This window comes from Streptomyces sp. NPDC054047 (assembly GCF_055585065.1).
Map to the genome: position 1 here is coordinate 88,229 of NZ_JBVJKV010000007.1, position 13,389 is coordinate 101,617.

The window sequence follows — 13,389 nt, forward strand, 5'->3', positions numbered from 1 at the left end:
ACGGGGGCTCAGGGGGAGGCGAACGCGGCGGCCAGGTCGCGGGCGCCTTCCCCCACCCCCCGGACCGCGATGCCCCGCGTGGCGGGGAGCACCGGCAGGAGACCGCTGGACAGGCAGGCGTTTTTCGGCCGCGAGGCATAGCGGCTGCGGGCCTTGGGCACGGGGACCACCAGGCCGGGCGGGACGTCCAGGGCACCGGCGATCACCGTGGCCCACGCGGCGCGGGTGACCCGGTCGGGGCCGCCCAGGTGCAGCACCGGCGGGAGCGGCTCCGGGGAGGTGAGCAGCGCGGCCGTCACCTCGGCCACGTCGTCGACATGGACCGGTGTCGTCCACTGGTCGTCGGGGGCCTCGACCCGCGCGCCGGAGCGCAGCCGGTGGGCGCAGGCGGCGAAGTAGTTGAGCCACTTGCCCGCGTCCGCCGGCTCATGTCCGTAGACGAGGCTGACGCGCAGGGCGACGGCGTCCGCCGCCCTGGCCAGGAGGATTTCCTCCGCGTGGCGCTTCGCGCGGCCGTAGGCGTTCGCCGGGGAGACCGGCGTGTGCTCGTCGTGACCGGGCGAACGGCCGTCGAAGACGTTGTCCGTGGAGATCAGGACGACGCGTGAACGCCCGCCCAGCGAGGAGAAGTTGGCCGCGACGGCGGCGTGCGCGGCGTCCGCTGCCGCGGCGTGCTCCTCGCACCAGGTGACGTCCGAGGGGCCGTGCACCAGGACGACCCGCCGCGGCCGCAGCCGGGACACGAGCCGCCCGCAGGCCTCCGGGTCGGTGGCATCGAGGGCGGCCCAGCGCGCCCCGTACCGCTCGGGCGGCTGGGCCGGACGGCCGCGCGAGACGAGCGTCACCGCGTGCCCCGCCGAGGCCAGGCGGCGGGCGATGCCCGTCCCGACGAAACCGCTGCCGACGACGAGCGTGGCCGCCCGGATCACCGGGCGGCCCGCTCGGTCGGCACGGCGCCCTGGGCGGCCAGCAGACGGCCCGCGCCGATCAGACCGTGGTCGTCGTCGGCCACGCCGAGCGCGACCATCGCGTCGATGCGGTCCGCGGTCAGACCGAAACAGCCCTGCCGGACCAACTCCTCCACCAGGAGCCGGCGATAGCGTTCCCCGACGGCCAGCGCGAAACCGCCGACCACGATGTACCGGCACACCCCCACCGCGGTGAAGACGGCACAGATCGCCTGGGCGAGGTGCACCAGGGCGGCCCGCAGGATGCCGGTGGAGAACGCGTCGCCCTCGGCCAGCGCCCTGGCCAGGGCCGGGTTCTCGATGCGGTCGGCGCGGCCTTCGCACAGCGCCGCGAGCCGTGACGCGGCGAAGCCGGCGGGGTCGGCGGCCGCCGTGCGCCGCGCCGCGGCCAGGACCCCGCGGCCGGAGGCGATGGCGCCCAGATGGCCGCGTCCGCCGCAGTCGCAGAGCGGCGCGCCGGGGGAGGGGTCGCAGACCCAGTGGCCGAGTTCACCGCCGTGGCCCCCGGCGTCCAGGAGCACGTCCCCGCCGCGGAAGACCTTGTTCCCGATGCCCGAGCTGACGGTCAGCAGACAGAACGGCTCCGGCTCCGTGGCCGCGTAGCGCCAGGCCGCCGCCGTCAGGTCGTTGACGACGGAGACCGGCGTACCGAGCCGCAGGGTGAGCAGCTCGGCCAGCGGCAGCGGTTCGCCGCGCCGCCCCCACACCGTCGGCGCCGCCAGGACCAGCCCGTCGGCCGTGACCGGCCCGGCGAAGGCGACCCCGACCGGGGCCGCAGCCAGGTCGGCCGTGTGGCGGGCGACTTCGCGCACGATCTGGTCGACCACCCGCTCCTGGAGCACCGGAACCGGGGCCCCCGGATAGCGTGCCATGCCGTCGACGGGCACTCTGCGCACGCGGGAGACCTCCCCGCTCGCGGGGGCGTAACGCCCCACCCGGAGCGTGGTGCCGCCCACGTCGACCACCGTGAACGCGTCGTCAGTCATGGTGATGGGCACGGAGTTCCTCCTCGAAGACCAGCAGGTGCAGAGCGGTGTCGCGGTCGTTGAGCAGCCCGTGCTCGCCGTGCGGGCGGTTGACGACGACGTCGCCGGGACCGACCCGGAACTCCTCGCCGTCCCGGTACATCAGGCCGCTGCCGCTGAGGACGATGTAGGTCTCGCGGTCGGCGCCGTGCCGGTGGCGGCCGATGGAGGTGCCGGGCGGCAGCACGGCGAGGTCGATGAACTCCGCGCCGGGGCCGCCGGGTTCGCGGGCGAACACACGGTGGGCCAGGATCGTCCCGAGGCCGCCGTGGTCGTGCTGCTTGCCGGACAGGAGCGCGTTCAGGTTCGGCAGGGGCCCGGTCACCGTCCCGCTCCCTTCGCGGCCCGCGCGGCCAGGGCGTCGAGGGCGGCCCGCAGTGTCTCCAGCGGGATGTCCTCCAGGTCGTCGACGAAGGCCGCCTTGCCGATCGCCGTGGGCACCACCAGGTGGAGCCTGCGGCCCCGGCGCTGCCAGGTGGCCCGCAGGGCCTGGGTCATCTGATCGGGGGTGCAGGTCGCGGCGTCGAACACGGGAAGTCCGATCCGCTCCAGGAGCGCGACGACCCGTTCGCAGGTCTCGGCGTCGGTGAGCCCCAGCAGCCGCGCCAGATGGGCGGAGAGCGCCATGTCGACGGCGACCGCCTCGCCGTGTTCGAGACGATGGCCGCCCGCGGTCTCGATCACGGGGCTGAAGGTGTGGCCGAAGTCCACCAGGCGGGCCAGCTCGTGCTCGCGCAGGTTGGGGCAGAGCTCCTCCATCATCAGCCGCATGGAGGTGCGGACCACGTAGGTCTCCAGCTCGGCGTCGGGTCGGTGCCCGGACCGCAGGAAGACGTCGGGGTGCCGCTCCAGGGCGCGGAACAGGTCGCCGTCGAGGATCACCGCCATCTTCACGATCTCGGCGAGACCGCAGCGGATCTCACGGGCGGGCAGGGTGCCCAGGAGCGCCGGGTCGTTCAAGGAGGCGTGGGCCGGGTGATAGGCGCCGAACATGTTCTTCGTGTGCAGGCCGTTGACCCCGGTCTTGACGCCGACCCCGACGTCGACCTGGCCCACCAGCGTGGTGTTGACCTTGATGTAGCGGATGCCGCGGGCGTACATGGACGCGGCGAAGCCGACGATGTCCGCGACGATGCCGCCGCCCACCGCGAGCATCACCCCGTGCCGGTCGAGACCGGCCGCCTTGGCGGTCGCGCACACCTTCTCGGCCGAAGCGAGCGACTTGTTGTGCTCGCCGGACGGGATGGGATGCACGCTCCAGTGTCCCGGGTCCAGGTGCGCGCCGAGATAGGCGCGCAGCTGCCGTCCGTAGAGGCGGTCCACCGTGGGGCCGACGAAGGCCACCACGCGGCGCCCTTCGACGTAGCGGGCGAGGAGCGGATTGTCCGGGGAGAAGACCCCGTCGGTGACGTCGACCCGGTAACCGGTGCCGTCCGGTGCGTGCAGGTCGAAGCCCCCGGCGTCCTCACGGACGCCCTCGGCCTCGGCCAGGGCCAGGCTTGCCATGTCTCTCCTCGGTCTTCGTTCGAGTCTCGGTGCGGTGTGGTTCCGGATCCGGGCGTGGCGCCAGATCCGCGAATACGCGGGCGATCTTCCGTACGAGGGGTACGTCGGGCAGCTCCTCCAGGGCCACCGGCCGGCCGTGCTGATCCGCCACCGGGAGCCGCCAGTTGGGGTGCACGGTCGCGGTGCCGGGAAGGTTCTGCGGGCGGCGGTCACCGGTCGCGTCCGGGAGCCAGACACCGAGCATCCGGGCCGGGGTGAGCAGCAGGAACCGGTGCAGGGCGGCCACCTCGCCCTCCGGCGCCGGCAGCAGCCCGAGCCGCTCCAGTTCGGCCAGCCAGCCGTCGCGTTCCGCGGCGGCCTCCGCCTTCTCCTCGGCCGCGGGGCGGGTCAGCAGGCCGAGCCGCTCGCGGAGTTCCACGTGCTCGCCGGTGAGCCAGGCCGCGGTGCTCGGCAGGTCATGGGTGGTGAGCGTGGCCAGGCAGTTCTCGCGCCATTCGGCGGGCGGCAACGGGCCGTGCCGGCCGGCGCTGCCGCCGAGGTACTCGAAGCGCTGCACCGAAGTGCCCAGGATGCCCCGCGCGGTGAGCTCCTCGCGCACGCCGTCCTCGACGGTGCCCAGATCCTCGCCGATCACGCTCGCCCCCGCCCGGTGGGCCTCCAGGGCGAGCACCCCCAGCATGGCCTGCGCGTCGTAGCGGACGTACGTGCCCTCCGAGGGCGGGCGCCCCTCGGGAATCCACCAGAGCCGGAACAGGCCCATGACATGGTCCACGCGGAGCGCTCCCGCGTGCCGCAGGCCCGCGCGCAGCAGTTCGGCGAAGGGCCGGTAGCCCTCGGCGGCCAGCGCGTCGGGGCGCCAGGGCGGCTGCCCCCAGTCCTGGCCGTGCGGATTGAAGTCGTCGGGCGGCGCGCCCACGCTCATCCCGGCGGCCAGACAGTGCCGCAGGGCCCAGGCGTCGGCGCCCTCGGGCGCGACACCGACCGCGAGGTCGTGCACCAGCCCCACGGCCATGCCCGCGTCCAGCGCCGCCGCCTGCGCGGCGGCGAGCTGCTGATCGGTGATCCACGCCAGCCAGCGGTGGAAACCGACGGCCCCCACGAGCTCCTCGCGGGCCCGTGCCACGGCCGGGGAGCGCGGATCGCGCAGCTCGCCCGGCCAGGTCCGCCAGTCGGCGCCGTGCACCTGGGCCAGGGCGCACCAGGTGGCGAAGTCGGTGAGCCCCTCGCCCTCGCGGGCGACGAAGGCGGCGAACTCCGCGGCGCGGCCGGGGGAGAGCGGCACCTCGTGCACCGACCGCAGGGCCCGGTGCTTGAGGTCACGCACCGTCTCGCGGTCGATGAGCGAACTGCCCTCCAGCACCGCTTCGTTGAGCGCGCGGGCGCGGGCGGCGAGACCGTCGACGCTGGAGCGCGCCAGCGGCCCGAGTAGCCCGTACTCCGGCACCGCCTCCACCCGGACGTGCATCGGGTCCGGGAACCGGCGCGAACTGGGGCGGTACGGCGACGGGTCGGGCAGCGGCCCCGGAGTGGCGGCGTGCAGCGGTCCGAGCTGGACGAAGCCGGCGCCCAGCGAGCGCCCCGACCACGCGGCCAGTTCGGCGAGGTCCGCCAGGTCGCCCATGCCCCAGGAGCGGCGCGAGAGCACGGAGTAGAGCTGGACGAGGAAGCCCCAGGTGCGGTGCTCGGGCAGGGCGAGGCGGTCGGGGACCGCCAGGAGCGGCGCGCGGGCGCCGCGCTGCCCCACGCGCACGTGCAGGGTGTGGTGGCCGGGCGGCAGAGGAGCGTCCGGGGACACCAGGCGACCGTCCGCCAGCTCCACCTCGGCGTCCCCGGGCAAAGGCCCCGGCAGGAGCACCCCACCGCCGTGGGCGCGGGTCACGACGCAGGGAGGCAGCAGCCGTGCCGCCTCCACGCCACGGTGGGCGTCCAGGGCGCCGCGCGCCGCCCGCGGGGTGGAGGCGTCCACTCCACAGGCGGCGAGCACGGCGACCAGGGTCTCGGGGGACACGACGGCCCGCTGCCCCCGGTCGGTGGTGTAGCCGGTGGCCACGCCGTGCGCGCGGGCGAGCGCGGTGAGGGCGTCGGTCACGGGCGGGCCTCGGCGCTCTCGGTGCCTGCTGCTTGCGGGGTGTCCCCGGCGTGTCCGCCACCGAGGGGAGCAGGCGAAGCAGACTCGAAGAGCCGCTCCAGGACGACCGCGACCCCGTCCTCGTCGTTGCCGGGTGCGATCTCGTCGGCCATGGCGCGCAGCTCGGCGTGTGCGTTGGCGACGGCCACCCCGTGTCCGGCCCAGGCCAGCAGCGGAACGTCGTTGGGCATGTCCCCGAAGGCGATGGTGTCGGCGCCCGTGAACCCCAGGAGCCGCGCGGCCCGTGCCACGCCCGCGCCCTTGGTGACGCCGGGCGGCAGCACCTCCACCATGCCCTTCACCGAATGCACCACGGAGACCGCGTCGCCGAACAAGGCCCGCACGGTGGCGGTCAGTTCGTCCTCGGGCACGGCGGGGTGGTGCAGGACCAGCTTGTCGATGGGCGAGGCCCACAGCAGCGCCCGGTCGGTCGTGACGTCCCAGCCGTGCCGCACGCGCTCGCCGAAACCGGGAGTGACCTTGAAGCGGCTCTCGGGCGGGGCGGTGACGACGCCGAGTTCGAGACGGCCGAGCGCCGCCTCCACCCGCTCGACCACCTCGCGGGCGAGGTCGCGGTCGAGCGCCGCCGAGTCGATCAGCCGGTCGGCGGCCGCGTCGTAGAGCTGGGCGCCCTGCCCGCAGACGGCGAGCCCCCGATAGCCGAGAGCGGCCAGGAACTCCTTGCAGGCCGTGGCGGGGCGTCCGGTGACGACCAGGTGGTGCGCACCGGCCTCCTGGACGAGGGCGAGCGCCCGTCGTGTGCGCTCCGACACCGACAGATCGCCGCGCAGCAATGTGCCGTCCAGATCCGTGGCGACCACCCGGAAGGGGGGTTCGGTCACCGGGACGGTGTCCCAGGTGACCCGCCCCGATGCGAGCGTCAGCATCAGGACGAGCTCGGGGCCGACCGGCGGCCCGTCGAGCCTCCCGCGAAAGACGTCGTCACCGGCCGGTTCGAGCGCCACCAGCGCGGCACCGTATCCCGACGGAACCGCCTCGTCGGAGGCCAGGGCCTCGGCGGCGGACTCCAGCGCCGCGGCGGGCGCCGGGGCTCCGCCCGCACCGGCCGCGACCTCCACCCGTTCGAGTCCCGGATGGCGGTAGGTCACCGTCAGGGCGCCGTCCGGCGTGCGGGTCACCCGGCAGCGCTCACGGACCCGGTCCAGCAGGTCGGGGCGGTCCGCGGCGCGGGCCACCTCCGCGCAGCGGACGAAGTCGGCCCGCCCGTGGGCGGCCTCGAAGAGCCGCTCGTACGCGGTCCCGTCCAGCGGCGCGACCCGGCCGTAGGCCACGGCGTCCCCCAGGGCGGCCGCGGTGTCGGCGATGAGGTCGCGATGCTCGCGCCAGGACGCGTCGGGCAGCTGATCGAACCAGCCGTGGCGGATGACCTCCTCGGCCGGCAGGCGGGGCCGCTCGCCCCGGACCAGGCCGGTGAAGGCCGCCAGGTGCAGCTCGGCGGCGCGTGCCCAGGTGAACTCCCGGGCCGTGCGGCGGGAGTTGGCCGACAGACGGGCATAGCCGTCGGGGTCCTCGCGGAACAGCGCGGCGGCCTCCCGGATGCGTACGGCGAGCTCCCGGGCGAGCGCCCGGTCGTCGTCGCGGAACGAGCCGCGCACCCGGAAGCCGGTCGCCGCCGGGTCCGTGAGCGGCAGGGTGTGCAGGAAGTGCCCGGTGACCTGCTGGGCCGTGGCGATCGGCACGGCCCCGCAGGCCATGGCCTCGGCCTGGGCGATGAGGAAGCCGTCCAGCTCGTACTTGGAGGGGTAGACGCAGAAGTCGGCGACGGCGGCGTGGGCGAAGAGGGTGTCCTCGTCGGCGAGCCGCCAGTCCAGGTGGACCTGGCCCGGGTGGCGGTCGGCGATCTGCTGGAAGTACGCGTTGGCCGCGGTCGGCGCGTCCTGGCCGCCCCCGCCGGTCGAGCAGCGGATGACGAAGCTGAGGTCGGGGTCGGTGGCGAGGACCTCCTCGATCGCCCGCATCAGCTCCAACTGCCCCTTGTGGTGCACCGCGTAGCGGGCCGCGTGGTAGAAGACGGGCCGTGCCGGATCGAGCCCGAGGGAGCCGAGCACGTGCTCCCGGTCGATGGCGCCGGGGTCCCGTGCCAGCCAGCTGTCCGAGATGCCGCAGCCGCCGAGGAAGAGCTTGTCCGGCTGCTCACGCACCTGCCGGGCGATCGGCAGTGTGTGGAAGAGAGCCTCGAAGGGAGTGTCGCGGAAGGTGCTGTAGTAGGCGCGCTGACCGGGCGACACGAAGCCGACCAGATCGGCGTGTGCGGCGATCAGCGGGAACAGGCCCACGTAGTCGGGGCCGTACTCGACGTGCATCCGGGTGCCCGCCAGGGCCTTGGACATCACCGCCGCCGCGCTGCCCTCGGCGGGCGGTGGCGCGTCGAGGGCGTCGAGGTCCACCGTGTCGCGGACCCCGAACAGGTCGAGGAGACGTTCGACCTGCGGTCGGTAGATCTTCTGCGCGACGGGCGCGTTGGCGGCGACCGTGCCTGCGGTGTGGCGCGACGGATCGGCGGCGAGCACCGGTGGCAGGAGGTAGTGGTAGTACGGCTCGAAGCCGTGCACCACGGCGGGCTCGGCGCCACCGCACTCCTCGATGAAGTGCAGGGCGTCCACCTGGAAGACCAGCGGTTTGAAGTGGGACAGGTCCCGGCCCTCCATGCTGGGCGGAGGGTAGAGGCGGTCCGGGAGCAGATCGAGGTACGAGTTGGAGAGGAAGTAGACGTCCACGCCGTCGAGGCGCAGCCGGTGCGCGCGCGTGGTCAGGTCGAGCGTGAGCTCGGCCGGATGGTCGGGCCACACCTTGGGATCGAGGACCAGCGGCACGGCGTGCCGGTGGACGTACTGCGTCTCCTCGATCTCGAAGCGGTCCCGCAGCGCGTCGAGCAGGCCGTGCGCCGGGGTGACGACCGAGACGCGGTGGCCGCGCGCCGCGTAGGCCCGCGAGAGGTTCCAGACGAGCGGCGAGAGGCCGCCGCGCATCAGCCGGCCGTCGAAGCCGCCGCACTCGAAGGAGACCTGGATGACGTGCACCGGACGGTCGGTGGCTGTGCTGGGGGTCATGCCGCTGCTCCCTCGGTCACCTGCTGGACCGTGCCGTCCTCGAGGACCACCGCCGAGTCGATGTCGGCGTCCGGGGGGATCGCGGCGCCGGGCAGGACGACACTGCGCCGCACCCGCGCGCCCGCTCCGACGCGTACGCCGGGGAAGAGCACGCTCTGCTCCACCAGACCGTCGTTGAGCAGGTCCGCGGGCACCACCGAGTCGCGCACCCCGGGGCCCTCGGCCACCCGCTCGCGCCGCACCTCGGGAGCGAGGGTCCACGGCATCCGCCCGACGGGCAGACCGGGCGCGGGCGTCCGGGCCAGGGCGAGATGCGCCCGGTGGTAGCGCTCGACCGTGCCGATGTCCTCCCAGTGGCCGACGACCTCATGGCCGCGGATGTGCTCACCGGCCGCGAGCATCGACGGGATCACGTCGCGGCTGATGTCGTGCTGCCAGTCCGTGCCGTCGAGGAGTTCCAGATGGCGTCGCAGCACGCGCGCGTCGAAGACGCAGAAGGCCGCGAACACCAGGTCGCTGGTGGGTTTCTCGGGCTTCTCGACGAACGCGGTCAGATGCCCGGCGGCATCGAACTCGACCATGCCGAACAGATGCACCCAGCGCGGTTCGATGCGCTGGTACGCCAGGGTCAGCGCCGCGCCCGAGGTCCGGTGCTCCTCGATCAGTGGCCCGTGGTCGAAGCGGTAGACGTGGTCGGCGTGCAGCACCAGGACGTGCTCGGCGCCGCCCCCGAAGACGTAGTCGCTCTTGCGGATGAGCGCGTCGGCCGTGCCACGCTCCAACGGCCAGGTACGGGAAGGCAGTTCGGGCGGCAGGCGGTGCGCGGCCCGCCGGTAGGCGTCGTCGTACGGGCCGAAGTGCACCCGGAAGTCCGGCGTCGTGTTCCACACCCGGTGCAGGTCGTCCATGAGCTGCCGCTCCTCGTACTGGGAGAGCAGCAGCACCTCGCCGAGACCGGAGGCCCGTGCGTTGGCGAGGCTGAAGTCGATCAGGCGGCAGGCTCCTCCGTACGGCACGAGCGGCTTGAGCCGTCCGGCGCCGAGGGGACCCATGCGTCTGCCCTCGCCGCCCGCGAGGAGGACCGCGCGGACCGCGTTCGTGTCAGCCATGCCGCACCTCGTCCCAGGTCACGCGACCGGAGGACAGCGTCAGGAGCAGCCAGGCGCCGGGGCGGTCCGGCGCGGGGCCGGTGAACTCCCCGCCGCCCACGGAAGTCAGCGGCCGGACGTCGGGCAGGGCGCGGGCCCCGGCGCCGCGCGGCGCGGGCACGACCAGTTCGACGCGGTCGGCGTGCGGCAGCCGGTAGGTGAGGCGCCCGTCGTCGAGAGCGGTGCACCGGGTGCGCAGGCGCGCCACGTCCTCCTCGGGCACGGCGTCGGGCAGGCGTTCCACCACCCGCTCGCAGGCGGCGAAGTCGGCGCGCTGCCAGGCGGCGTGGAAGAGGCGGCGCGCCGCGGCGCCGTCCAGCGGGGCACACCGTTCGTAGGCCGCGAGGTCGCCGTGCTCGACCGCCGCGTCCGGGGTGAGCCGCTCCTCGGGCAGCAGGTCCCACCAGCCGTGGAGCAGGGCGCGTTCGGCGGGCAGCTGGGCCGGTTCGCCCCGCCACAGCCGGGTGAAGGCGGCCAGGTGCAGGTCCGCGCAGTGCTGCCAGGTGAAGACGCGGGCGACGGCGGCGGCCCGGCGTGCCAGTTCGCGGTAGCGGTCCGGGTCCTCGGCCCACAGCGTGACCGCTTCGCGGATCCGGTCGGCGAGCGCGGCGGTCAGCAGTCTGTCGTCCTCGGCGAACGACCGGTTCACCGCGAAGCCGGTCGTCGTGGCGGGCCCGTCCGCGTGCCGGAAGTGGGCCATGCCCCGCTGGTCCGTGGCGATGGGCACCGCGCCGACGGCCATCGCCTCGCCCTGCGCGATGAGGAAGGTGTCCATCTCGAACTTGGACGGGAAGAGGCAGAAGTCGGATGCGGCGGCGTAGTCGAAGACCCGCCGCTCGTCCACGCGCTCCCACTCCAGGTGCAGCCGTCCCGCGTGCCGCCGGGCGATCTCGTGGAAGAAGGGGTCGTCGATGCCGTTGCCGGAGATGCAGCGCACCACGAAGTTGGCCGCGAGTCCCTCGGTGAGGACGCGGTCCACGGCGCGCACCAACTCCACCTGGCCCTTGTGGTGCACGGCGTAGCGGGCGTTGTGGAAGAAGGTGGGCAGGGCTGGATCGAGGCCGAGGCCGCCGAGCACCTTCTCGCGGTCGACGTCCGCCGGGTCCATGCCGAGCCACTCGTCGGAGATGGCGCAGCCGCCCACGAACATCTTGTGCGCGTTGCGCCGTACGACCCCGGAGATCGGGAGCCGGGCGAAGAGCTGCTCGAAGGGGGTGTCGCGGAAGGAGGCGTAGAAGTCCAGCTGTCCTTCGGAGAGGAAGTCGATCAAGTCGGCGTGCTCGGCGGTCAGTTCGTAGATCGCCACATGGTCCGGCGGGTAGTCGTAGTGCAGATGGGTCAGCTGCTGGTACTGCCGCGGTGCCTCCGGGAGTCCGTCGGCGGCGTCGGGCGCGGGCAGCGCGCGGTCCACGCCGAGCACCTCGAACAGCCGGCGCACCTTGGGCGCGTACACCTTCTTGGTGATCGGCATGTTGCTCTGCACGTTGCTGACGACCAGCTTCGTCGGGTCGTCGCGCAGCGCGGCGGGCAGCAGGTAGTGGTAGTACGGCTCATGGGTGTGGACCAGGGCCTTCTCGTCGCCGAACCAGCTGCGCAGGAAGCGCACGCTGTCCATCTGGAAGACGAGGGGCTTGAAGAAGACCAGGTCGCTGCCCTTGGCGGAGTACGGCGGGTAGAAGGTGTCGGGCAGCTGGTTCAGGTACGCGTCGGCGAGGAAGTACAGGTCGACGCCGTCGAGCCGGATGCGGTGCGCGGTGGTGCGCAGCTCCAGGGAGACCTCGGCGGGGAATCCCCGCCACACCTGCGGGTCGAGCACGATCGGCACCGTGTGGACGTCCTCGTAGGGCAGGTCCTCGACCTCGTACCGCGCACGCAGGTCGTCGAGCCTGCCGTGGGCGGGGGTGACGATGGAGACCCGGTGGCCGCGCGCGGCGAACTCCCGGGAGAGGTTCCACAGGTACACCGAGGTGCCGCCCTGCAGAAAGGTGTGGTCGAAGCCGCAGCACTCGAAGTAGGTCTCGATGATGTGCAGGCGCGGATCGGTCGGCTCGGTCACGGTCACGTCCTCGCGGAGGTCGAAGCGGCGGTGGGAAGGGGGGCCGGGACGCGCGCGTCACCGAGCGCGAGGGCATGCCGCAGGTCGATCGCGGCGTGATACGGGCGGGCGTGCGCGTAGTTGTAGGCGAGCTCGTGCAGCAGGCGGCGCAGATACAGCAGGCGGCGCAGCGGGCTGTCGGCGGTCGGGCCGAGCAGCAGCCGCAGCACGCGCTCGCGCCACACATCGGCCGTACGGAACACCTGGCGCAGTACGGCGCGGTCCGCGGGCGCCCACCCGGGGGCGCCGTCCAGGGCCCCGCGCATCGTCTCCAGCGAGTCGACCCCGAGGCGCCGGGCGCTCTCGAACGCCGCCTCGTCGGCCGCGAAGTACTCCAGGGCGCGTTCCACGGCGACCAGGTCCTGAAGCGGCGACTGCGCCGCCCAGCCGGGCTCGTCGGGCCCGAGCGCGGGCGTGGAGAGGTCGATCACGGTCATCTGCCAGGTGTCATCGCCGCCGGGATCGCACAGCAGATGGGACAGGTGCAGATCACCGTGGCACGGCCCGGCACCGGGTACGACGCCCTGCCGGGCGAACGCCGCCCGCAGGGAGCGGACTTCGGAGTCCAGGGCGGCGAAGGCGGCGTCGCGCGCGGCCGTGGGCAGGGCCACCTCGGCCCCGGCCAGCGCGGCACACCGGGCGGAGGCCCGGTCCAGGGCGCGGTCGGCGGGGTACTCCGCGGCGGACCGTCCGCCGAGGCGGGCGGCCAGGTCGTCGTGGAAGGCGTGCAGGAAGGCACCGGCTGCCCGCAACCGGCCCTCCAGCGGGAGCAGATGGGGCCGCACGACGTCGGCGGGCGACTGCCCGGCGCCGGTGAGGCGTGGCCACAGGGAGCGCAGGTTCTCGCGCAGCGGAAGGTCGATGCCGTCGCCCGGCGCATAGCGGTAGATCACCCCCAGTGGGTGCCGGATGCCGGTGGCGGGGTCCGTGTAGCTGTAGTCACCGGCCCATTCAGGGGTGTGCCCGGTGCCGCTGAGGCGCCGCAGCAACTCCGGTTCGTGCACGGCCCCGTCGAGCCTGCGGTACGTCTTGTGGATGTGCGGCACGCCGCCGATGTCCATCAGGGACAGGGCGTTGGAGGACCAGCCCTGCTCGAAGGGCAGCCGACGGACCTCACCGGCCGCCGCGCCCGCCCCGCGGAAGTCCACGGTGCCGCCGCGCGCCGTGTGCAACAGCCCGGCGGAGAAGGCGCGGGTGACCACGGCCGCGTTGAACTCCTCGGTGCCGTGCGCCTCTTCGAGCCCGCGCGAGCTGCGCGGGCGGCGTACGGGAACGAAGAACCGCTGCCCGTCCGCGGGGCCGCCGACCGCGGCGACCACGAGAAGGATCGCGGCGGAGCCGAGCACCGCGTGGTCGACGCGTTCGTAACGCTCGGCGCCGCGGCCGTCCTCGGACATCCAGGGGGCGGTGCGCAGCAGTGGTTCGAGCTCGTCGTTGCGGATCATACG

The 13,389-nt window shown here is 73.9% G+C and carries 9 protein-coding genes; all 9 read right to left on the reverse strand.

Features of this window, described 5'->3' with window-relative positions; translation table 11 throughout:
• Positions 1 to 8 precede the first annotated feature (8 nt).
• From ACZ6ZP_RS24940 to ACZ6ZP_RS24980, 9 genes are read right to left on the reverse strand one after another with little or no spacing between them, the layout of a single operon-like run.
• Complete coding sequence (locus ACZ6ZP_RS24940; protein ID WP_351169440.1) at positions 9 to 929, reverse strand: sugar nucleotide-binding protein; 921 nt, start codon at positions 927 to 929, stop codon at positions 9 to 11.
• Positions 926 to 1,966, reverse strand: a complete 1,041-nt coding sequence (locus ACZ6ZP_RS24945; protein WP_351169437.1) for an ROK family protein — start codon at positions 1,964 to 1,966, stop codon at positions 926 to 928. Before ACZ6ZP_RS24945 ends, ACZ6ZP_RS24940 begins: the two co-directional genes overlap by 4 nt.
• Positions 1,947 to 2,318 carry a cupin domain-containing protein gene (locus ACZ6ZP_RS24950; protein WP_351169434.1) on the reverse strand — a complete coding sequence of 124 codons (372 nt, stop codon included), beginning with the start codon at positions 2,316 to 2,318 and terminating at the stop codon, positions 1,947 to 1,949. The genes ACZ6ZP_RS24945 and ACZ6ZP_RS24950 overlap by 20 nt, the downstream gene beginning before the upstream one ends.
• Entirely contained in the window at positions 2,315 to 3,499 is a 1,185-nt protein-coding gene (locus tag ACZ6ZP_RS24955; protein ID WP_361467430.1) for a sedoheptulose 7-phosphate cyclase, read from the reverse strand. The genes ACZ6ZP_RS24950 and ACZ6ZP_RS24955 overlap by 4 nt, the downstream gene beginning before the upstream one ends.
• Positions 3,459 to 5,588 (reverse strand): 4-alpha-glucanotransferase, encoded by a 2,130-nt coding sequence (gene malQ / locus ACZ6ZP_RS24960; RefSeq protein WP_469408440.1) that lies wholly within the window; start codon positions 5,586 to 5,588, stop codon positions 3,459 to 3,461. Before malQ ends, ACZ6ZP_RS24955 begins: the two co-directional genes overlap by 41 nt.
• A complete protein-coding gene (locus tag ACZ6ZP_RS24965; protein WP_469408442.1) occupies positions 5,585 to 8,698 on the reverse strand; it encodes an HAD-IIB family hydrolase in 3,114 nt (1,037 codons plus the stop codon). The genes malQ and ACZ6ZP_RS24965 overlap by 4 nt, the downstream gene beginning before the upstream one ends.
• Positions 8,695 to 9,807 carry a sugar phosphate nucleotidyltransferase gene (locus ACZ6ZP_RS24970; protein WP_469408443.1) on the reverse strand — a complete coding sequence of 371 codons (1,113 nt, stop codon included), beginning with the start codon at positions 9,805 to 9,807 and terminating at the stop codon, positions 8,695 to 8,697. The genes ACZ6ZP_RS24965 and ACZ6ZP_RS24970 overlap by 4 nt, the downstream gene beginning before the upstream one ends.
• On the reverse strand, positions 9,800 to 11,902 hold the full coding sequence (locus tag ACZ6ZP_RS24975; protein WP_469408445.1) for a glycosyltransferase: 2,103 nt from the start codon (positions 11,900 to 11,902) through the stop codon (positions 9,800 to 9,802). Before ACZ6ZP_RS24975 ends, ACZ6ZP_RS24970 begins: the two co-directional genes overlap by 8 nt.
• A gap of 2 nt (positions 11,903 to 11,904) precedes the next feature.
• Entirely contained in the window at positions 11,905 to 13,386 is a 1,482-nt protein-coding gene (locus tag ACZ6ZP_RS24980; RefSeq protein WP_469408447.1) for a hypothetical protein, read from the reverse strand.
• Positions 13,387 to 13,389: the final 3 nt, after the last annotated feature.

Excerpts from the sequence above, each read along its gene's own strand:
- ACZ6ZP_RS24955 (WP_361467430.1), bottom strand. The coding sequence starts at position 3,499 with ATGGCAAGCCTGGCCCTGGCCGAGGCCGAGGGCGTCCGTGAGGACGCC.
- ACZ6ZP_RS24965 (WP_469408442.1), bottom strand. The coding sequence starts at position 8,698 with ATGACCCCCAGCACAGCCACCGACCGTCCGGTGCACGTCATCCAGGTC.
- ACZ6ZP_RS24970 (WP_469408443.1), bottom strand. The coding sequence starts at position 9,807 with ATGGCTGACACGAACGCGGTCCGCGCGGTCCTCCTCGCGGGCGGCGAG.
- ACZ6ZP_RS24980 (WP_469408447.1), bottom strand. The coding sequence starts at position 13,386 with ATGATCCGCAACGACGAGCTCGAACCACTGCTGCGCACCGCCCCCTGG.